General features: G+C 41.0%; 19 protein-coding genes, 1 tRNA gene, 1 rRNA gene and 1 other RNA gene. 19 read left to right on the top strand and 3 right to left on the bottom strand.

Annotated elements, in window-relative coordinates; translation table 11 throughout:
* Positions 1-24: 24 nt before the first annotated feature.
* Positions 25-282 carry an HPr family phosphocarrier protein gene (locus ACRX5O_RS11790; protein WP_119709969.1) on the top strand — a complete coding sequence of 86 codons (258 nt, stop codon included), beginning with the start codon at positions 25-27 and terminating at the stop codon, positions 280-282.
* A gap of 51 nt (positions 283-333) precedes the next feature.
* Here the strand turns inward: ACRX5O_RS11790 and clpP are convergent, their stop codons facing one another.
* The gene (gene clpP / locus ACRX5O_RS11785; RefSeq protein WP_433906131.1) at positions 334-975 is read right to left on the bottom strand and encodes an ATP-dependent Clp endopeptidase proteolytic subunit ClpP; all 642 of its coding nucleotides are present in this window, start codon (positions 973-975) and stop codon (positions 334-336) included.
* Positions 976-1824: 849 nt separating this feature from the next.
* Between clpP and ACRX5O_RS11780 the strand changes: the two genes are divergently transcribed.
* The 11 genes from ACRX5O_RS11780 to ACRX5O_RS11730 all read left to right on the top strand — a co-directional run bounded on the left by ACRX5O_RS11780 (position 1825) and on the right by ACRX5O_RS11730 (position 12496).
* Positions 1825-2373 carry a DUF6241 domain-containing protein gene (locus ACRX5O_RS11780; protein WP_433906130.1) on the top strand — a complete coding sequence of 183 codons (549 nt, stop codon included), beginning with the start codon at positions 1825-1827 and terminating at the stop codon, positions 2371-2373.
* Between the two features lie 90 nt (positions 2374-2463).
* Positions 2464-2535 (top strand) — tRNA-Arg (locus ACRX5O_RS11775).
* 106 nt (positions 2536-2641) lie between these two features.
* Positions 2642-3955 (top strand): RNA polymerase factor sigma-54, encoded by a 1314-nt coding sequence (rpoN, locus tag ACRX5O_RS11770; protein WP_433906129.1) that lies wholly within the window; start codon positions 2642-2644, stop codon positions 3953-3955.
* A gap of 13 nt (positions 3956-3968) precedes the next feature.
* Entirely contained in the window at positions 3969-4217 is a 249-nt protein-coding gene (locus ACRX5O_RS11765; RefSeq protein WP_433906128.1) for a glutaredoxin family protein, read from the top strand.
* A 127-nt stretch (positions 4218-4344) separates the two neighbouring features.
* Entirely contained in the window at positions 4345-5364 is a 1020-nt protein-coding gene (locus ACRX5O_RS11760; RefSeq protein ID WP_433906127.1) for a sugar-binding transcriptional regulator, read from the top strand.
* A gap of 51 nt (positions 5365-5415) precedes the next feature.
* On the top strand, positions 5416-6423 hold the full coding sequence (gene gap / locus ACRX5O_RS11755) for a type I glyceraldehyde-3-phosphate dehydrogenase (protein ID WP_433906126.1): 1008 nt from the start codon (positions 5416-5418) through the stop codon (positions 6421-6423).
* Positions 6424-6577: 154 nt separating this feature from the next.
* Positions 6578-7762 carry a phosphoglycerate kinase gene (locus ACRX5O_RS11750; RefSeq protein ID WP_433906125.1) on the top strand — a complete coding sequence of 395 codons (1185 nt, stop codon included), beginning with the start codon at positions 6578-6580 and terminating at the stop codon, positions 7760-7762.
* Positions 7763-7785: 23 nt separating this feature from the next.
* On the top strand, positions 7786-8547 hold the full coding sequence (tpiA, locus tag ACRX5O_RS11745; RefSeq protein WP_119709961.1) for a triose-phosphate isomerase: 762 nt from the start codon (positions 7786-7788) through the stop codon (positions 8545-8547).
* Positions 8540-10075 (top strand): 2,3-bisphosphoglycerate-independent phosphoglycerate mutase, encoded by a 1536-nt coding sequence (gene gpmI / locus ACRX5O_RS11740; protein WP_433906124.1) that lies wholly within the window; start codon positions 8540-8542, stop codon positions 10073-10075. Before tpiA ends, gpmI begins: the two co-directional genes overlap by 8 nt.
* A gap of 143 nt (positions 10076-10218) precedes the next feature.
* Positions 10219-11514, top strand: a complete 1296-nt coding sequence (gene eno / locus ACRX5O_RS11735) for a phosphopyruvate hydratase (protein ID WP_066058826.1) — start codon at positions 10219-10221, stop codon at positions 11512-11514.
* A 154-nt stretch (positions 11515-11668) separates the two neighbouring features.
* Positions 11669-12496, top strand: coding sequence for an MIP/aquaporin family protein (locus ACRX5O_RS11730; RefSeq protein ID WP_433906123.1), 828 nt, complete (start codon positions 11669-11671; stop codon positions 12494-12496).
* 343 nt (positions 12497-12839) lie between these two features.
* Here the strand turns inward: ACRX5O_RS11730 and ACRX5O_RS11725 are convergent, their stop codons facing one another.
* Positions 12840-13796: a nuclease-related domain-containing protein gene (locus ACRX5O_RS11725; RefSeq protein ID WP_433906122.1), complete on the bottom strand. Its 957-nt coding sequence runs from the start codon at positions 13794-13796 to the stop codon at positions 12840-12842.
* A 195-nt stretch (positions 13797-13991) separates the two neighbouring features.
* On the opposite strand from ACRX5O_RS11725, the gene secG reads away from it, so the two are divergent.
* The 5 genes from secG to ssrA all read left to right on the top strand — a co-directional run bounded on the left by secG (position 13992) and on the right by ssrA (position 18544).
* A complete protein-coding gene (gene secG, locus ACRX5O_RS11720; RefSeq protein WP_433906121.1) occupies positions 13992-14222 on the top strand; it encodes a preprotein translocase subunit SecG in 231 nt (76 codons plus the stop codon).
* A 139-nt stretch (positions 14223-14361) separates the two neighbouring features.
* Positions 14362-15108 carry an alpha/beta hydrolase gene (locus tag ACRX5O_RS11715; protein WP_433906120.1) on the top strand — a complete coding sequence of 249 codons (747 nt, stop codon included), beginning with the start codon at positions 14362-14364 and terminating at the stop codon, positions 15106-15108.
* 19 nt (positions 15109-15127) lie between these two features.
* Entirely contained in the window at positions 15128-17482 is a 2355-nt protein-coding gene (rnr, locus tag ACRX5O_RS11710) for a ribonuclease R (protein WP_433906118.1), read from the top strand.
* A 99-nt stretch (positions 17483-17581) separates the two neighbouring features.
* The gene (gene smpB / locus ACRX5O_RS11705; protein ID WP_433906117.1) at positions 17582-18046 is read left to right on the top strand and encodes an SsrA-binding protein SmpB; all 465 of its coding nucleotides are present in this window, start codon (positions 17582-17584) and stop codon (positions 18044-18046) included.
* A gap of 162 nt (positions 18047-18208) precedes the next feature.
* Positions 18209-18544: a transfer-messenger RNA gene (ssrA, locus tag ACRX5O_RS11700) on the top strand.
* 598 nt (positions 18545-19142) lie between these two features.
* Here ssrA and ACRX5O_RS11695 read toward each other — a convergent pair.
* Complete coding sequence (locus tag ACRX5O_RS11695; protein WP_433906116.1) at positions 19143-19283, bottom strand: LAGLIDADG family homing endonuclease; 141 nt, start codon at positions 19281-19283, stop codon at positions 19143-19145.
* Positions 19284-19533: 250 nt separating this feature from the next.
* On the opposite strand from ACRX5O_RS11695, the gene ACRX5O_RS11690 reads away from it, so the two are divergent.
* Positions 19534-19914 carry a cupredoxin domain-containing protein gene (locus tag ACRX5O_RS11690; protein ID WP_433906115.1) on the top strand — a complete coding sequence of 127 codons (381 nt, stop codon included), beginning with the start codon at positions 19534-19536 and terminating at the stop codon, positions 19912-19914.
* 380 nt (positions 19915-20294) lie between these two features.
* A 16S ribosomal RNA gene (locus ACRX5O_RS11685) occupies positions 20295-20465 on the top strand; the annotation flags it as partial.

The following is a 20465-nucleotide window of genomic DNA, read 5'->3' as shown; positions in this document are numbered from 1 at the left end:
TAAGGATAGGGGAGGAAAGCAAGTATGGTGGAAAAACAAGTGGTAGTAAAGTTGAAGACTGGTTTACAGGCACGACCTGCAGCGTTGTTTGTACAAGAAGCAAATCGTTTTTCGTCAGAAGTATTTTTAGAGAAAGACGGCAAAAAGGTAAATGCAAAGAGCATCATGGGTCTTATGAGCTTAGCTGTTAGCTCAGGTTCATCTGTGAACTTGATCGTTAACGGAACTGATGAAGAAGCAGCTCTTGAAGCATTAGAAAAATACGTTCAAAAAGAAGCATAATAAAGAAAACTCGCTCCAGTATATGAGAGCGAGTTTTTTACTGTTGAAATATTATTTTTCTTCCTTCTTCGTTTCAAGCGTGTTGCGTGAAATGATATGGTCAACTAGGCCATATTCCTTTGCACGGTCCGCTGTCATGAAGTTGTCGCGGTCTGTGTCTTTAGAAATGACTTCCATTGATTGACCAGTACGCTCAGCAAGAATGCCGTTTAACTTTTCACGAAGGAAAAGAATGCGCTTCGCAGCGATTTCGATTTCTGTTGCTTGACCTTGTGCTCCACCAAGCGGTTGGTGAATCATTACTTCTGCATTTGGAAGGGCATAACGCTTTCCTTTTGTACCAGCAGCAAGAAGGAATGCACCCATAGATGCCGCCATACCGATACAAATCGTTTGAACGTCAGGCTTAATGAACTGCATTGTGTCGTAGATTGCCATACCAGCCGTAATGCTGCCGCCTGGTGAGTTAATGTAGATGGATATGTCTTTTTCAGGATTTTCCGCTTCTAAAAATAATAACTGAGCGACGATTGAATTAGCCACATTATCGTCAATTCCACTTCCAAGCATGATAATGCGGTCTTTTAATAGGCGTGAGTAAATATCGTATGCACGCTCTCCACGGTTCGTTTGCTCAATAACTGTAGGGATTAAATTCATTTCTTTTTCCTCCTTTAAATGAGAGTCAAACATACAATTGGTTAAGTATGTTTAAAGTGTAACTGTATGTATTTTTATGATACACTCATGGTCAATAAAGGTCAAACAAATAGCTGTAGAATTGTTCGACACAAATTGCTATGTACTTTTAAACCCACTTTCCATCATACCCACTGGGCAGTTTTTTAAACAAGAAGTTGAGCTTTTCCGCTATACTGGAAATGGGAACTGTTGTAAAATGTAGGGTAATGATAATGGGGGAATTGGTTAGTGCTGGATGGGTTTGAGGGTCGTGGGATCGGCTGAATGCGAATGAGGGTTGGTAATCGCAAATATTGTCTGGGAATCGCAAGTAACTTTTGTGAATCACAAATAAAATCTGAAAATCGCAAGTAAATTCTCAGAATCGCAAATAAAGTCTGAGGATCGCAAGAAAAATTCCAGAATCGCAAATAAAATCTGAGAATCGCAAGTAAAATTTCAGAATCGCAAATAAAATCTGAGAATCGCAAGTAAAATTTCAGAATCGCAAATAAAATCTGAGAATCGCAAGTAAAATTTCAGAATCGCAAATAAAATCTGAGAATCGCAAGTAAAATTTCAGAATCGCAAATAAAATCTGAGAATCGCAAGTAAAATTTCAGAATCGCAAATAAAATCTGAGAATCGCAAGTAAAATTTCAGAATCGCAAATAAAATATGAGAACCGCAAGTAAAATTCCAGAATCGCAAATAAATTCATAGAATCACCAAACAAACTCTATGAATCTGCAAGAAAAACCCTCTTATTCGCTAAAAAGACATCAAAAACACCCTCATCCCCACGAAATCCATCAATTCAACATCACAAATGCAGAAAAAGTTAGCAGAGGAGTGGGAAACGTGGAAACGAAAAAGACCTTCAAACTCAACAAAATACAAATCGTAGCAATTAGTGCAGGCCTCGTAATCATGGCTGGTTTTGGTGTGTTTTCGTATTGGACAAATGCCACTCCATCAAGCGGAGGAACGGACAGGGTGCTCAAGCAGGCAGAGGAAGCGGAGGCATCCGTTGAAGAAGGAGGACTTGAAATCCAAATTGACGAAAACGTGGAGCAAGTATTTCCAAGTGACTTAAAAGAATTCGAAGTGCAATCTGCCATTCACCATATGTCACATCAAAAGGTGGAAGCAGAAAAGAAATGGGGAGCCATTCTTATTACGGAAGAGCGGGTCAAGCGCCTTTACGATGTGGTGGTCGCTAATCAAAATGAATATAAGTATTCTAACACGTACATCAAGATTCTTGAAAGATGGCTTGAAGGGGATTTTTCACAAGCAGTCAGTGACCATAACGCGATATGGGAATTACAGGACGGAAATGTTGGAAAAGCGACTGGCCTGTTAAGTATGAAAGAGGAAGAGAAATTTATAGAGAAGTATATGAAGTAGAGCGGAAACAGGGGACGACTAGTCGTTGACAGCATTACGAATCATCTAGTATGATGTAAGAGCGCTTATTTTGCATATAAGCACTTTTCTGCCCTCGTGGTGCAACGGATAGCACGTAAGATTCCGGTTCTTGAGATGTGGGTTCGATTCCTGCCGAGGGCGTCATTTATATAGAGAAACACTTGTCACTATAGACAGGTGTTTTTTTATTTACTAACCATTCAATTCCTTCTTATCTTCATGTAAAATAGATAGTGGGGGTGAGAAGATGAATTTAAAAGCAGGTTTGTGGCAACAGCAGACGTTAAAATTAAAGATGACGCAAGAGCTTTCTCAGGCGATTACACTACTTCAGTATTCTTCCCAGGAGCTTACGGCTTTTTTAGAAAGCAAAGCATTGGAAAATCCCCTTATCCAGATTGAAACCTCCCATGTTAAAACGATGGATCCCCGCAAAGACCGTCCGAAAAAAACGAGAGTGATAGATAAAGATCAGCAAAACTGGATTGAGCAAATTGGTAAAACTACCACTACCTTATATGACCATCTATACGCTCAAGTGGTGAACCACCCGGATGTGAAGCTACTTAAGGCTTTTTTAGAATATATCGATGGAAACGGTTACATCGTGGTGAGCGATGAATCTCTTGCTGCTGCATTAGGCGTTTCACACGAGAAAGTAGACTCAGTAGTTGCTATCATCCAAGACCTTGAACCAGCAGGAGTAGGTGCGAGGTCATTAGGGGAGTGTTTATACTTACAGCTAATCCGTATGCCGAACCGAAATCCTTTAGCGGAAAAATTGGTCAGTGATCATTTTGAGGAGTTTGCAGAAAAGAAATGGAAAACATTATCTAAACAACTATACGTAAGTCTTTCTGATATTCAAGCGGCTTTTGACTTGATTCAAACATTAAACCCGCGCCCAGGAGCTGACTTTCATGAAGAAGCATCGTCCTATGTGATACCAGATGTATCGGTCAAATGGGACGGGAAACATTTTGAGATCAGTGTGTTCGATGACGTGCTCCCTAAGCTTACGTTCCAGCAGGAGTATTATCAGCAATTTTCATCCGTAAAAGATGCAAGTCTCAACAAATACTTGCAGGAAAAGCAACAGGACTACTCGTGGATTGTCAGAAGCTTAGAGCAACGAAAGGAAACAATTACAAAGGTGTCGCTTGCAATCGTACAAAGACAGCAGGACTTTTTCGAAAAAGGGCCCTTGCACTTAAAGCCGATGACGATGAGAGAGATTGCAGAGGAAATAGAGGTTCATGAGTCGACCGTTAGCCGGGCGGTCCGTGAAAAGTATATGCAAACTCCGTTTGGAACGTTTGAGCTAAAATCGTTTTTTACTAACATGGTTTCCACGACCAACTCAGAGTCCACTTCGTCAAACCAGGTGAAGGATGCCATTAAGAAATTGGTTGATGGGGAATATAAAGCAAAGCCTTATTCCGATCAGGAAATTTTAGATATATTAAAAGAAAACGATGGATTTGTGATATCAAGAAGGACGGTAGCCAAATACCGGGACCAGCTCGGAATTCCATCTTCATCTAAGCGAAAGAGATTTTAAAGGAGATTGTCTAATGATTATTGAGTTTTATACTAGAAAAAGATGTCCTTTATGCGAAAAGGGAAAAGCGATCCTAACCGAACTCCAAGAAAGTTGGGAGTTTGAAATCATCGAGAAGGATATTGATACGAAGGATGAATGGACAGAGCAGTATGGATTAATGATCCCTGTCGTTGTTTTGGACGGAGAGGAGCTTCAATATGGACAGTTAGACAAAATGTTCATAAACGAAGCGCTTACAAAAAAAATACACCGTATATGAGTTGAAAAGGGAAATCGCACCTGTTAGAATAAGTTTTGTAGCAGGGGTGATTTTTTTTACCTTCAGCGGGACACATTATGTCTACGAGGGACATATAATGTCCATATAGGATGAAGGAGACATCAATATGCAGTCGATCATTGATATCCAAAAAAGATTATTACCTGATTTGCTCTCTGTTATGCAGGAACGGTTTCACATTTTACAGTACATAGGTTCCATGGAGCCAGTAGGTCGTCGAAGCTTATCTGTCAGTCTCGGTGTAACAGAACGGGTCCTCAGAAGTGAAGTTTCCTTCTTAAAAGAACAGGATTTAATTACTATATCAAGTGTAGGAATGAGTCTAACTGAAGATGGAAGGGAATTACTAGAGGGATTAGAATCTGTCATGCGTGAGATATCAGGTATCGACACAATGGAAGAAAGACTCCGACGGAAACTTGGTATTCAAAAAGTTATCATTGTAACGGGTAACAGTGATGAATCACCTTGGGTTAAAAGCGAATTAGGAAGAGCTTGTGCTCTTCGTATGAAAAATTCGTTACAGGGAAAGAATATCATCGCAGTTACTGGTGGTACAACAATGGCAACTGTTGCAGAAATGCTAACTCCAGACCTCGGCAAAGATCTTCTTTTCGTACCGGGACGCGGGGGAATTGGGGAAGATGTTCAAAATCAAGCCAACACCATTTGTGCCAAAATGGCTGAAAGAACTAAATCAAGCCACAAGGTGCTCTATGTCCCTGATCAAGTAAGCAGTGAAACGTACCACATGATGTTGAAGGAACCTCATATTAAAGAAGTTCTTGGTTTAATCAAATCTGCAAGCATGGTTTTACACGGAGTAGGAGACGCTATGACAATGGCTCAACGCCGGCGCACAAGCGTGGAGGACTTACGTAAAATCGAAGAAAGGCAAGCGGTTGGTGAAGCATTCGGGTATTACTTTAACGAAGCTGGAGAGGTAGTCCACAAAGTAAGAACAGTTGGACTTCAACTTGATGATTTAGCAAAGACAGAGCATGTGCTCGCCGTTGCTGGAGGAGCTTCAAAGGAAAAAGCAATTCGCTCTTATATGAAGCAAGCTCCAAAGAACACCGTATTAATAACGGATGAAGGAGCCGCAAAACAGTTATTACAGGGTTAACCCCCTTAAATAAAAAATAATCCTTATTCAATTAAAGGAGGAAAACAAATCATGGCAGTAAAAGTTGGTATTAACGGATTTGGTAGAATTGGACGCGTGGTATTCCGCGCAGCACTTAAGAACCCTAACGTAGAGGTTGTAGCAGTAAACGACTTAACAGATGCAAACACACTTGCTCACCTTTTAAAATATGACTCAGTTCACGGTAAGCTTGATCAAGACGTAACTGTTGATGGCGAGTACCTAGTAGTAGGTGGAAAGAAAGTAAAAGTTATCGCTGAGCGCGACCCAGCTCAACTTGGATGGGGAGACCTTGGAGTTGAAGTAGTAGTTGAATCTACTGGTCGTTTCACTAAGCGTTCTGACGCTGCTAAGCACTTAGAAGCTGGCGCTAAGAAAGTAATCATCTCTGCTCCTGCAACTGAAGAAGATATCACAATCGTAATGGGTGTTAACCATGACAAGTACGATGCAGCTAACCACCACGTTATCTCTAACGCATCTTGTACTACAAACTGTTTAGCTCCATTTGCTAAAGTTCTTAACGACAACTTCGGTGTTCGTCGCGGTATGATGACAACAGTTCACTCTTATACTAACGACCAACAAATCTTAGACTTACCACACAAAGATTTACGTCGTGCTCGTGCAGCTGCTGAAAACATCATCCCTACAACTACTGGTGCTGCTAAAGCTGTATCTTTAGTTCTTCCTGAACTTAAAGGTAAGTTAAACGGTGGAGCTATGCGTGTTCCAACTCCAAACGTTTCTTTAGTTGACTTAGTTGTTGAGCTTGAAAAAGAAGTAACTGTTGACCAAATCAACGAAGCACTTAAAGCAGCTGCTGAAGGTGAATTAAAAGGAATTCTTGCATACTCTGAAGAGCCACTTGTTTCTGGTGACTACAACGGAAACCCAGCTTCTTCTACAATCGATGCTCTTTCTACTATGGTTATGGAAGGCAACATGGCGAAAGTTATCTCTTGGTATGACAACGAGTCTGGTTACTCTAACCGCGTAGTTGACCTTGTTGATTACATCGCTTCTAAAGGCCTTTAATCTAAAGGGATAAAATCTTCAATTGCGACAATAAATGGTTTTTGGGTTTAACTCTTTCCATTTTGAAGCAAAATAGGTGTAAAAAGGGGAGAGGGGAACAAATCCCCCTCCTTTTCTAATGTTCAAAGCTTATGCTAAATAGGAGGATTTTCCGATGAACAAGAAAAGCGTAAAAGACATTGATTTAAAAGGTAAAAGAGTATTTTGCCGTGTGGATTTCAACGTACCTATGAAGGATGGACAGATTACTGACGAAACTCGTATTCGTGCAGCTCTTCCAACAATCCAATACCTAACTGAGCAAGGCGCAAAAGTTATCCTTGCTAGCCACCTTGGTCGTCCAAAGGGTGCAGTAGTAGAAGAAATGCGTTTAACTCCAGTGGCTGGTCGTTTATCTGAGCTTCTTGGTAAAGATGTGAAGAAGGCGGACGAAGCTTATGGAGATAGCGTAAAATCTTTAGTTTCTGAAATGGCTGAAGGCGATGTTCTTTTATTAGAAAACGTTCGTTTCTATGCTGGGGAAGAAAAGAATGATCCAGAATTAGCAAAAGCATTTGCTGAGTTAGCTGACGTATACGTGAATGATGCATTCGGAGCTGCACACCGTGCTCATGCTTCAACAGAAGGGATCGCTCACCACCTACCAGCTGTATCGGGTCTATTAATGGAAAAAGAACTTGATGTTCTTGGGAAAGCTCTTTCTAATCCTGAAAGACCATTCACTGCAATCATCGGTGGAGCAAAAGTAAAAGACAAGATTGGTGTAATTGACAATCTTTTAGATAAAGTAGACAACCTAATCATCGGTGGTGGCTTAGCTTACACATTCATTAAAGCTCAAGGTCACGAGATTGGTAAGTCACTTTTAGAAGCTGACAAAATGGATTTAGCTCTTTCTTTCATTAAGAAAGCAGAAGAAAAAGGCGTTAAGTTCTATATGCCAGTTGATGCAATCGTTGCTGACGACTTCTCTGATAGTGCAAACAAAAAAGAAGTAGGAATCGATGAAATCCCTGCTGATTGGGAAGCACTTGATATCGGACCAAAAACAGCTGAGCTTTACAGCAATGTAATTAAAGAGTCTAAGCTTGTCATTTGGAACGGACCAATGGGTGTATTCGAATTAGATTCGTATGCAAACGGAACGAAGGCAGTAGCAGAAGCATTAGCAGCATCAGAAGGTACATATTCTGTTATCGGTGGTGGAGATTCAGCTGCAGCAGTTGAAAAATTCAACCTTGCTGATAAGATGAGCCATATCTCTACTGGTGGCGGAGCTTCTCTTGAGTTCATGGAAGGTAAAGTTCTTCCTGGAGTCGTTGCGTTAAACGATAAGTAATATTTTTAGAGAGGATGAAAACCATGCGTAAACCTATTATTGCAGGTAACTGGAAAATGCATAAAACTCTTTCAGAAGCAACGAGCTTTTTGAATGAAGTAAAGTCAATCGTTCCTTCTTCTGAAAAAGTGGATTCTGTAATCTGTGCTCCAGCATTATTTTTAGAGCGTTTAGTTGACGGAGCAAAAGGAACAGAAGTTAAAATCGGTGCTCAAAACATGCACTTTGAAGAAAGCGGAGCATTCACAGGTGAAGTTTCTGCACCAGCTCTTGCTGATCTTGGTGTTCAATATGTGATCATCGGTCACTCTGAGCGTCGTGAAATGTTCAATGAAACAGACGAGTCTGTAAATAAGAAAACTCTTGCTGCATTTAAGCATGGAATTACACCAATCGTTTGCTGTGGGGAAACTTTAGAGCAACGTGAAGCTGGTGAAACTAACACGCTTGTGGGCGATCAAGTGAAAAAAGCACTTGTTGGCTTAACAGATGAGCAAGTAAAGCAAACGGTTATCGCTTATGAGCCGATCTGGGCAATTGGAACAGGTAAATCTTCCACTGCTGAAGATGCAAACGAAGTATGTGCACATATTCGCCAGGTAGTTGCAGACAACTACTCTAACGAAGTAGCAGCTGCTGTTCGCATTCAATACGGCGGAAGTGTAAAACCAGGTAACATCGCTGAGTATATGGCACAGCCAGATATCGACGGCGCATTAGTTGGTGGAGCTAGCTTAGAAGCTGATTCGTTTGTACAATTATTGGAGGCAGGTAAGAATGAGTAAGTCTCCTGTTGCGTTAATCATCCTTGACGGCTTTGCACTTCGCGGCGAGCGTATGGGTAATGCAGTTGCACAATCGAACAAACCGAACTTTGATCGCTTTTGGAACAGCTATCCACACGCACAGCTAACTGCTTCTGGGGAAGCGGTAGGATTACCTGAAGGTCAAATGGGTAATTCCGAAGTGGGCCACTTAAACATCGGTGCAGGACGTATTGTGTACCAAAGCTTAACACGTGTGAACGTATCCATTCGTGAAGGCGAATTTGAACGTAATGAAACGTTTTTAAATGCCATTAATCACGTAAAAGAAAAGGGAACAAACCTTCACTTATTCGGATTATTATCTGATGGTGGAGTTCACAGTCATATCCAGCATTTATTCGCGCTACTTAAGTTAGCTGCTGGGGAAGGTGTGAAGAACGTATACGTTCACGCATTCTTAGACGGCCGCGACGTAGCACCTCAATCTGCTGGTGACTTTATCAAGCAAACAGAAGAAAAGATGAAAGAATACGGTGTTGGTCAGTTTGCAACGATCTCTGGTCGTTACTACTCGATGGACCGTGACAAGCGTTGGGAACGTGTAGAAAAGTCTTACCGTGCAATGGTGTACGGAGAAGGTCCTGCCTACTCAAACGCTATGGATGTCGTAGAAGACTCTTACAACAACGGAATCTTCGACGAATTCGTTCTTCCATCTGTTTTGAAAAAGGAAAACGGAGAGCCGGTTGCAACGATTTCTGATAACGATGCAGTTATTTTCTATAACTTCCGTCCAGACCGTGCGATTCAAATTTCTAACACGTTTACAAATAAAGATTTCCGTTCGTTCGATCGCGGTGATAAGCATCCACAACACTTAAACTTCGTGTGTTTAACACACTTTAGTGAAACGGTTGATGGATATGTTGCCTTTGCGCCAACGAACCTTGATAACACACTCGGTGAAGTGTTATCTCAAAACAATCTGTCACAGCTTCGTATTGCTGAAACAGAAAAATACCCACACGTAACGTTCTTCATGAGCGGTGGACGTGAGGCAGAATTCCCTGGTGAAAAGCGTATCTTGATCAACTCACCAAAGGTGGCAACATACGACCTGCAACCAGAAATGAGTGCGTACGAAGTAACAGATGCGTTAGTAAAAGAAATCGAAGAGGATAACTTCGATGCCATTATCTTGAACTATGCGAACCCTGATATGGTTGGACACTCTGGAATGTTAGAGCCTACAATCAAAGCGATTGAAACTGTGGATGAATGCCTAGGACGTGTCGTTGATCTCATCATTAAAAAAGGTGGAACAGCGATAATCACGGCGGATCATGGGAATGCTGATGAAGTAGTCACTTTAGCAGGCAACCCAATGACTGCTCACACCACAAACCCAGTTCCAGTTATCGTAACGAAGGAAGGCGTGGAGCTTCGTGAAGACGGAATCCTTGGCGACCTTGCACCAACGATGCTTGAACTATTAAAAGTAGCACAACCAGCTGAAATGACTGGAAAAACATTAATCAAGAAGTAAAAGTTCGCATGTAGAAGCCGGACCTGCTAGCACATGGCGGAAGCAAGCGTTACTGACCATTTTTTCAAAAATAAAATGCAGTTTACGTCTTTGACGAAACTGACCATAACTATTAAAAAACCATTTTAAGGAGAGATTTTATCATGCCATATATTCAACATGTATACGCTCGTGAAGTATTAGATTCTCGCGGAAACCCAACTGTAGAAGTAGAAGTAATTACGGAGTCTGGTTCATTCGGACGCGCTATCGTTCCATCTGGTGCATCAACTGGTGAGCACGAAGCAGTAGAACTACGTGATGGTGACAAGTCACGCTACCTTGGAAAAGGTGTTCAAAAAGCTGTAGATAACGTAAACAACATTATCGCTGAAGAAATCATTGGTATGGACGTAACTGACCAAGTTGGAATCGACCGTACAATGATCCAATTAGACGGGACTGAAAACAAAGGTAAGCTAGGCGCTAACGCAATCCTAGGTGTTTCTATGGCTGTTGCTCATGCTGCTGCTGAATTTGTAGGTCTTCCATTATACCGTTACCTTGGCGGATTCAACGCGAAGCAACTTCCAACTCCAATGATGAACATCATCAACGGTGGATCACATGCTGACAACAACGTTGACTTCCAAGAATTCATGATCTTACCAGTAGGAGCTCCTACTTTCAAAGAAGCAATCCGTATGGGTGCTGAAATTTTCCATTCATTAAAGAAAGTTCTTTCTGACAAAGGTCTTAACACAGCTGTAGGTGACGAAGGTGGATTCGCTCCAAACCTTGGTTCTAACCGTGAAGCTCTACAAGTTATCATGGAAGCAATCAAAAACGCTGGTTACGAGCCTGGAAAAGACATTTTCTTAGGTATGGACGTTGCTTCTTCTGAGTTCTTCAACAAAGAAACAAAGCAATATGACCTAGCTGGAGAAGGCCGCACTGGTTTATCTTCTGAAGCAATGGTTAACTTCTACGAAGAATTAGTAAACGAATTCCCAATCATCTCAATCGAAGATGGTTTAGACGAAAACGACTGGGAAGGCCACAAGCTATTAACTGAGCGCATCGGTGACCGCGTTCAATTAGTTGGTGACGACCTATTCGTTACAAACACAAAGAAGCTTGCTGAAGGTATCGAAAAAGGAATTGCTAACTCAATCCTTATCAAAGTGAACCAAATCGGTACACTTACTGAAACTTTCGAAGCAATCGAAATGGCGAAGCGCGCTGGTTACACAGCAGTTGTTTCTCACCGTTCTGGTGAAACTGAAGATGCTACAATCGCTGACATCGCAGTTGCAACAAACGCTGGTCAAATCAAAACTGGTTCTATGAGCCGTACAGACCGTATTGCTAAGTACAACCAACTTCTTCGCATCGAAGACGAGCTTGGCGAACTAGCTGTATATGATGGAATGAAATCACTTTATAACTTAAAGAAGTAATTTGATTAAAAAAGGAGCAGCCTTGTGCTGCTCCTTTTTTGTCGTGCCCATTTCTTTTTCCGTAGGATAACGGAAAAAGAACATCTGTAGACTCCATTATTATTGTAGTAGATTAAAACTATACAAGCTTAATTACTTGAAGAGGTGTTTTGACATGACTGCTTTTATTGGGGAAATAGTGGGTACAGCCATTTTAATATTTATAGGATGTAGTGTGTGCGCGGGAGCCTCACTGAAAAAATCATATAGTTATAATCCGGGATGGTTTTCGATTCAATTTGCTTGGGGATTTGCTGTAGCGTTAGCGATCTTTACGGTTGGAAAATATAGTGGAGCTCACTTAAATCCAGCTGTCACCTTGGCTTTTGCTTTTACAGGAGCATTCTCCTGGAGTCTTGTCCCAGCTTATATGGTTGGCCAGTTTTTCGGAGCGATGATTGGGGCGGTAGCGGTATTTTTGCATTATATGCCTCATTGGCAAGAAACAGATGACCCAAATGTAAAGCTTGGAATATTTGTTACAGGACCAGCGATTCCACATCCGTTCGCCAATGTATTAAGCGAGATTTTTGCTACATTCGTTTTAGTGCTTAGCTTGCTCTCAATTGGAGCTTCCGAATTTACGGAGGGTCTTCAACCCATTATGGTGGGCTTTTTAATTATTACATTAGGTTTGGCTTTTGGTGGGACGACTGGATCCGCCATGAATCCTGCCCGTGATCTAGGACCAAGAATTGTTCATTTTCTGTTGCCGATTCCGGGAAAGGGGTCATCGAATTGGAAATATGCTTGGGTTCCAGTCGTAGGACCGCTTCTTGGAGGGTGCTGTGGTGGATTCTTTTATCAAGCCGTTTTTCTAGGTAAAATGGTTCCTCAGCTCTTCTTTACGATTGGACTTATTATTATTGTGTTGGTAGTTGCTCAAGTTGCAGGTATAAATACTCAAAAAAAATTGTTATTAGAAATGAATGCTCAAGTATAGGGACAGCCCGCAGCCTGAAGAGGGGATGCGGTTTATTGTTTTTGTGTGGTTGGCAGTTGGTTCATTCGGGTTGGGAGCTTTACAGTGTTCGCGGATAAAAGTGAGATTTCGCGGATAAACCGGAAATATCGAGGATAAAAATGAGATTCCGCAGATAAAGAGAAAATATCACGGATAAAATTAAAATACCGCGGATAAAACGAAAATATCACGGATAAAATTAAAATACCGCGGATAAAACGAAAATATCGCGGATAAAATAAAAATTCCGCAGATAAATTGGAAATATCGCAGATAAACCCAAAATACCGCGGATAAAATCCAAAGCCTCTTCAAAAACGTTCTATATTTTTCTGAGAGATGTTATTTTTTCAGGTGCAAAGTAGATCTTTCCTTTATTTTTTCCAGTACTAAAGACATTTAGTCCTTTGAATAATCGATTTACTACATCTGGAGAATCAACTTTCAGGAACTCTCTGCATTTTTGGTTAGATATAGATCGAGAGATAAGTAAAAAATAATCTATTAAGGCCTGGATATGAGCATCATGACTGACATGGCTACATTCATTGCAAATCCAAGCCCCGTGCTTACGAGACATGCCAATAAACTGACAGGTAGGACACTGTACTCCTTTAACTAAATCTTTCTCCGTTAAACCAAACCTACCTAACGCATAATAATCTAGCGGTACATGATCCTTTAATAGCTTATTTTTAATTCTCTTCATCATTTTAGAATCTAATAGTTCGGTCTTGAACTTAGAAGAACATTCTTTAAATTGAAGTGGGAATTTATTAGCGTGAATGACTTTTTTATATAGATGAGCTTTTCCGGGGTCTGTACTGATGAGAGTGGATGAATTACTGACTACAACTAGGTAATCTAAGGGGATGTTGAACCCTAGTGATTGTATTAACCAATCATTAAAATGCCATCGCTGACGTTCAACCTGAACTAAAGGGTCAGGGAAGGATTCCTTTTTCTCATTCCTTGTGCGTATCAACTGACCAAATGTAGAGTCAAAGTATATTTCACCAGCAAAGTTTTTCGTTTCTGTGATTAACGCAAAAGCACTTGTTAATACTAAAAGATCGATTTCAAAGAAAGAGTTGTTTCGGGGAATCCTTATATTATGAAATACAAAAGTAGTTTCTGGGAGTTGCTGAAGGTAATAACTAACATTCTTCTCCCCTTGATAACCAGCCTTTCTTTTAGCGAGTTCAATAGATATACTACCTAACTGACTATGACCGGGCATAATTCTCCTTTCTAATGCCTCAAGCTTCTCTATTGCCAACGGCACCTCCAACATCTTAACAATCAAAACCAAATCACTCCAATCAAAATAATCTACTCTATCTTTTCTCCCAAAACCCCGTCACTTCCTCCCAAAACCCCGTCACTTCCTCCCAAAAGGAAAACTATTGTTTATAAACTTGTGTTATGGTACATTTAAACTACTGCAATGTGCGTTTTAGGAGGTGGACTTTTTATGGAAACATTAGTTACTGTATTACTTGTGGTCGTTTCGATCGCTTTGATTGTGGTTGTGCTTCTTCAGTCTGGAAAAAGTACAGGTCTTTCTGGTGCTATCTCGGGTGGAGCGGAACAGTTATTCGGGAAGCAAAAGGCACGTGGACTTGACCTATACCTCCACCGTGCGACGATCGTTCTGTCGGTATTATTCTTTATCTTAACGATCTTACTAGCGTACGCTTTATAAGAGTCTACAAACCTGGCCACTTTCGGGGTCAGGTTTTTTTGTGGCTGTTGTGACAAGTTCGAACATATCATTGGAATGTCGTTGCAAACTATGATTACAATAATTAAATAGATATGAACAGTTTAAAGGAGTTTTACATATGAAAATCGCAATGCCAAAGCCATTTACGTTTGAAGGGGGACCACGAGCGGTACTTCTCCTGCACGGTTTTACAGGTAACAGTGCAGACGTCCGAATGCTAGGTCGTTTTTTAGAAAAAAGAGGCTACACCTGTCATGCCCCGCACTACAAAGGACATGGTGTTCCACCGGAAGAGCTTGTCCATACGGGACCAGAAGACTGGTGGCAAGATGTTACTGAGGCGTATGAATACCTTAAAAATAAAGGACACAAGGAAATTGCTGTGGCCGGGCTCTCTCTAGGTGGCGTATTTTCACTGAAATTGGGTTACACTGTACCTATTAAGGGAATTGTTCCAATGTGTGCCCCGATGTACATAAAAAGTGAAGAAGTCATGTATGAGGGAATACTTGATTACGCTCGTGAATTCAAAAAACGTGAAGGAAAATCAGCCGAGCAAGTCGAAGCAGAGATGGATGACTTTAAAAAGACGCCAATGAACACGTTGAAGGCACTGCAAAACCTAATTTCTGATGTTCGTGATCATGTTGATCATATTTACGCTCCAACCTTTGTTGTTCAAGCGCGCCATGATCATATGATCAATACAGACAGTGCCAATATTATTTACAACGGAATTGAATCTGATGAAAAGTTTATTAAATGGTACGAAGAATCTGGACACGTCATCACACTAGATAAAGAAAAAGAACAGTTACACGATGACGTTTTTCAGTTTTTAGAAAGTTTAAATTGGGAAGAATAAATGAAAAGGAGGGTTTACTATGGACGAAAGTATTAAACAACACGTCGATAAACTTCTTCATTATATGAAGGATGAAGCCTACAAGCCTCTAACCGTACAGGAGCTGGAAGAAGCATTTGGGATCCAGGACTCTGGTGATTTTAAAGATTTCGTTAAAGCACTTGTACATATGGAAGAAAAGGGACTTGTCGTCCGAACAAGAAGCAATCGTTACGGCCTGCCAGACAAGATGAACCTGATAAGAGGAAAATTAACAGGTCACTCGAAGGGATTTGCATTTGTTATTCCTGAAGAACCAGGAATGGATGATATTTTTATCCCGCCAAATGAAACAAATAATGCGATGCACGGTGATACCGTTTTAGCACGTGTAAACTCAGAAACATCTGGCCAGAGACGAGAAGGATCGATCGTAAGAATTCTTGAGCGTGGGATTCAGCAAGTGGTTGGAACATATACAGAAAGCAAGCATTTTGGCTTTGTTATTCCAGATGATAAAAAGTTTACGAGTGATATTTTTATTCCAAAAGCTGCTGCAAAAGGGGCAGTGGAAGGACATAAGGTTGTCGTGCATCTCACGATGTATCCAGAAGGAAGAAAAAGTGCAGAAGGTGAAGTTATTGAAATTCTTGGTCATAAAAATGATCCAGGGGTTGATATTCTTTCTGTCATTCATAAGCATGGGCTTCCAGGACCATTCCCGGAAGAAGCCATCAAGCAAGCAAATGAGACACCAGATGAAATTGATGAAAAGGATCTTGTAGGTCGCCGCGATCTTCGTGACCAAGATATCGTTACCATTGACGGTGCTGATGCAAAAGACCTAGACGATGCTGTAACGGTTACAAGGCTTCCTAATGGAAATTACAAACTGGGCGTACATATTGCTGACGTATCACATTATGTAACGGAGGAGTCTCCGATTGACCGTGAAGCAGCGGATAGAGGGACGAGTGTGTACCTTGTGGACCGAGTAATCCCGATGATTCCGCACCGCCTGTCAAACGGAATCTGCTCTTTGAATCCACAGGTTAACCGTCTAACGCTTTCTTGTGAGATGGAGATAACATCGACGGGGGAAGTCGTTAATCACGAAATTTTCCAAAGTGTGATCAAAACAAAAGAACGTATGACCTATAGTGACGTGAATAAAATCTTAACCGACAAAGACGAGGAGCTCTTGAAGCGTTACGAGCCACTAATCCCAATGTTTGAGATGATGGAAGAGCTGGCAGCTATTCTACGTAATAAGAGGATGACTCGAGGAGCCATTGACTTTGACTTTAAAGAAGCAAAGGTTCTTGTTGAAGAGGATGGCAAACCAACGGATGTGGTCATTCGTGAGCGTTCCGTTGCTGAAAGGTTAATAGAAGAATTCATGCTTGCGGCGAACGAAACAATTGCTGAGCATTTCCACTGGTTGGATGTGCCATTTATCTATCGTATCCACGAAGATCCAAAGGAAGATAAACTGCGTAAGTTTTTCGAGTTTATCACGAATTTTGGCTATATCGTAAAAGGAACAGCGAATTCAGTTCACCCTCGTGCGCTTCAGGAAATCATTGAAGAAGTACAAGGGAAGCCGGAAGAGATGGTTGTTTCAACCGTCATGCTTCGCTCGATGCAGCAGGCGAAGTACGATCCAGAAAGTCTTGGTCACTTTGGACTATCAACGGAGTTCTATACGCACTTTACGTCACCGATACGTCGTTACCCAGACTTAATCGTTCACCGTCTCATTCGAACGTATCTTATTGAGGGCAAGCTTGATCAAGCAACGCGTGAAAAATGGGATGCACGCTTACCAGACATTGCAGAACATACATCTAAGATGGAACGTCGTGCGGTTGATGCCGAGCGTGAAACAGATGAGCTGAAAAAAGCGGAATATATGATGGATAAAATCGGTGAGGAATACGATGGCATGATTAGTTCGGTGACAAACTTTGGAATGTTTGTTGAGCTGCCGAATACGATTGAAGGTTTAGTTCACGTTAGCTATATGACGGATGATTACTATCGCTTTGATGAGCGTCACTATGCGATGATCGGTGAGCGTACCGGGAAGGTATACCGAATTGGAGACGAAATTACCGTACGTGTCGTAAAGGTTGATAAAGATGAGCGTTCCATCGACTTTGAAGTCGTTGGTATGAAGGGAGCTCGTCCAGTTGATCGCGATCGTACACCAAGGGTATTTAAAACTGGCAGTACCGAGAAAAAGCCTCGCAGAAAAGCAGGTGCTGGGGAATCAAGAGGCGGATCTGGTGGGACGAAGCCGCGCGGTGGATCAGGTTCTGGCCCTGGCTCTGCCCGTAAGAAAAAGAAGCATTTTGAAAATGCACCAAAAGCGAAGCGTAAGAAAAAACGGTAAATATACAGAGAGAGCCATTCAGCATGGCTCTCTTCTTCCCTCTATTGGGGAATTTTGCTACAATAGAGAAACAGACGAGCACGAAAGGAGGAGAATATCGTGCCAAAAGGAATGGGGAAGGTCGTTGCCCAAAACAAAAAGGCAAACCACGACTACTTTATTGAAGAAACATATGAGGCAGGAATGGTTCTCCAAGGAACGGAAATTAAGTCGATTCGTAATGGTCGTATAAACTTAAAAGATTCGTATGCAAGAATTCAGAACGGGGAAATCTATCTATTAAATGCCCATATTAGCCCATACGAGCAAGGAAATCGCTACAACCATGACCCTCTTCGCCAACGTAAGTTATTGCTTCATAAAAGAGAAATTGATAAACTATTAGGCGAAACAAAGGAAGCGGGTTACGCGCTAGTTCCTCTAAAGGTATACTTGAAAAATGGCTATGCAAAGATTTTAATCGGTCTTGGTAAAGGGAAGAAGAACTACGATAAGCGTGAAGATCTGAAAAAGAAGGAAGCAAAGCGTGATATCGAACGAGCTTTCCGAGATAGACAGAAATAAGTCTCTTACAAAAACTTACAATTGAAATCATGAAGAAGTATGCTATAATAACTTATGTCGGGTAACTGACAAACATAATCTTAGCTCTGAAGCTTACCTTCAGACTTTCCTAACGTACGCTAGCGTGAAATACCAATAGCGCACCTTTAATTGAGGGGACGTTACGGATTCGACAGGGGTAGTTCGAGCTTAGGTTGCGAGTCGAGGGGATCGGCCTCGTTAAAACGTCAAAGCCTATAACTGGCAAAACAAACAACAACTTAGCTTTCGCTGCTTAATAGCGCGTAGCTGTTCCTCCCTCCATCGTCCATGTGGTAGGGTAAGGGACTCACTCTAAGTGGACTACGCCGGATCCCACCGTCTGAGGGTGAAGGAAGAGAACAACCAGACTAGCTGACCGGGCGCCTGTCGATAGGCAGATGGCTCAGCGAAATACGAATATGTCGACTACACTCGTAGACGCTTAAGTGGCGATATCTTTGGACGTGGGTTCGATTAGTTCATAGTCGCCTTGTGTGGTAACATACAAGTGAAAATTCGGCTTTATCGGTGAAACCTAAGTCGCACTCGTGGCGATAAGGCAATGCCGAGCGGTATGTGAAGCAATTCAACAGCCGTGTATCGACTTATAGGCTGCCAACATGGTAGTACTAGGATGCAGCATCCTGCTTGTGAAGCAAGCAAAACTACGATCTGCATAATACGCCGAAGAACCTGTAACTTACAGGTTCAAGATATAGTCAGTGCCATCTCGAAAGAATGGAATAGCACGTCCCACCGTCTCCACCAAATACATATTTGGTGGTTTTTATTTTGTCTAAAAAGCAAAGCTATAACCGAAAAAAATCCTCTTCAAATTGAAGTTTTTGTTTTAATAATGTGGGAGTATATTTCCCATTTCTTGGACTAACATTTTCATAATATCTAAGAATCCAAAGGGCACGTTCTCGTTTTTTGCTAATCCTTAAATAGCGATGTATTTTTTTCAATACTTCAAACACCTTTTCTTTTTTCTTAATAGTTAAAGTGTAGGAGTCTTTATGTCTTGCAGGATTATAATTTTTTTTATTGTTTATTACTCCATCTGTTAAGCTTTTTATGTAAATAATAATTCTCTATCAGTAGAGGAGATCGATATACAAGGTCTCCTAAATTCTCCTTTATGCATTCTTGTTAAAGTTATAGAACCTTCACCATCAATAATTCCAGCTATATATGAAGCTTCCCATTCCTTCAATTAGCTCCCCTTCTCTTATAGAACAAATGTTCCTATATTATTATATAGCATTGTAAAGATGTTTGACTTAACGAAATAAGTACAATTTATTAAATAATGAAATAGTGCTGTGTGAAGTTGATTCATAAGTCGATCTATAATCTTTATCTCAGTTATTGTAAAAAGCTCTATTTAGATGGAAGTTGGAAAACAAATTTAAAGTGATAATATTTTATGGATTTGAAGAAAATAGTTCTTAGGAAAGGAGGGATTGTCTGTGAAAAAGCTGTTAACCTTATTGGTCGTTTTGCTTTCGATGATGGTTATGACAACACCATTCGGTGTGTTTGCCAAAGTCGGTGACTTGACGCAACCTATGGAAATGGAGAAAGCGATTGAGGTCGAGTTAAACGATGATTACTTTAATCCGAAAGCCATTACTATTCCCAATGGAAAAACGACAACGTTGATATTGAAAAACAAAGGTAAGAAAGAGCATACCTTTACAGTGGAAAAGCTCGGAATTGACGCAGAAGTTCAGCCGGGAAAAGAAAAAACAATAACTGTAAATCCGAAAAACCCCGGTACATACGAACTAATATGTAGGTACCATGTCAAGGAAGGGATGGTTGGAAAAGTAATAGTCAATTAACTAGCAGGGCATTCGTGCCTTGCTTTTATATTTGACAACTGTCGCTGTTTTTTATTTTAGTTGTACAAATATATGATAAACCTCTTGTTTTTTATAAAAGAATTATGTAATATGTAATCCTTGGCTTCAGATGTTGAAGCTTCTTGAAAAAATAATTTTAAAACAGAAGTTGACTTCTGCGAATCAAAATGATATAGTATTACATGTAGCCGACAACAACGACTTGAAAATAACTTTAAAAAAGTTTTTTCGCAGAAGTTGACAACGGTGAAAAGATATTGTAAGATAATCAAGTGCTTAATTGAACCTTGAAAACTGAACAAGACAACAAACGTCAACGTTAATTCTAAGTTTTAACTTTTAAGAGCTAATCTTACTCTTTATTGGAGAGTTTGATCCTGGCTCAGGACGAACGCTGGCGGCGTGCCTAATACATGCAAGTCGAGCGGATCTTTGGGAGCTTGCTCCCAAAGATTAGCGGCGGACGGGTGAGTAACACGTGGGCAACCTGCCTATGAGACTGGGATAACTCCGGGAAACCGGGGCTAATA

It is taken from the genome of Robertmurraya mesotrionivorans, assembly GCF_050971805.1.
Taxonomy (GTDB): Bacteria; Bacillota; Bacilli; order Bacillales; family Cytobacillaceae; genus Robertmurraya_A.
This window is presented reverse-complemented; position numbering and strand designations above follow the sequence as displayed.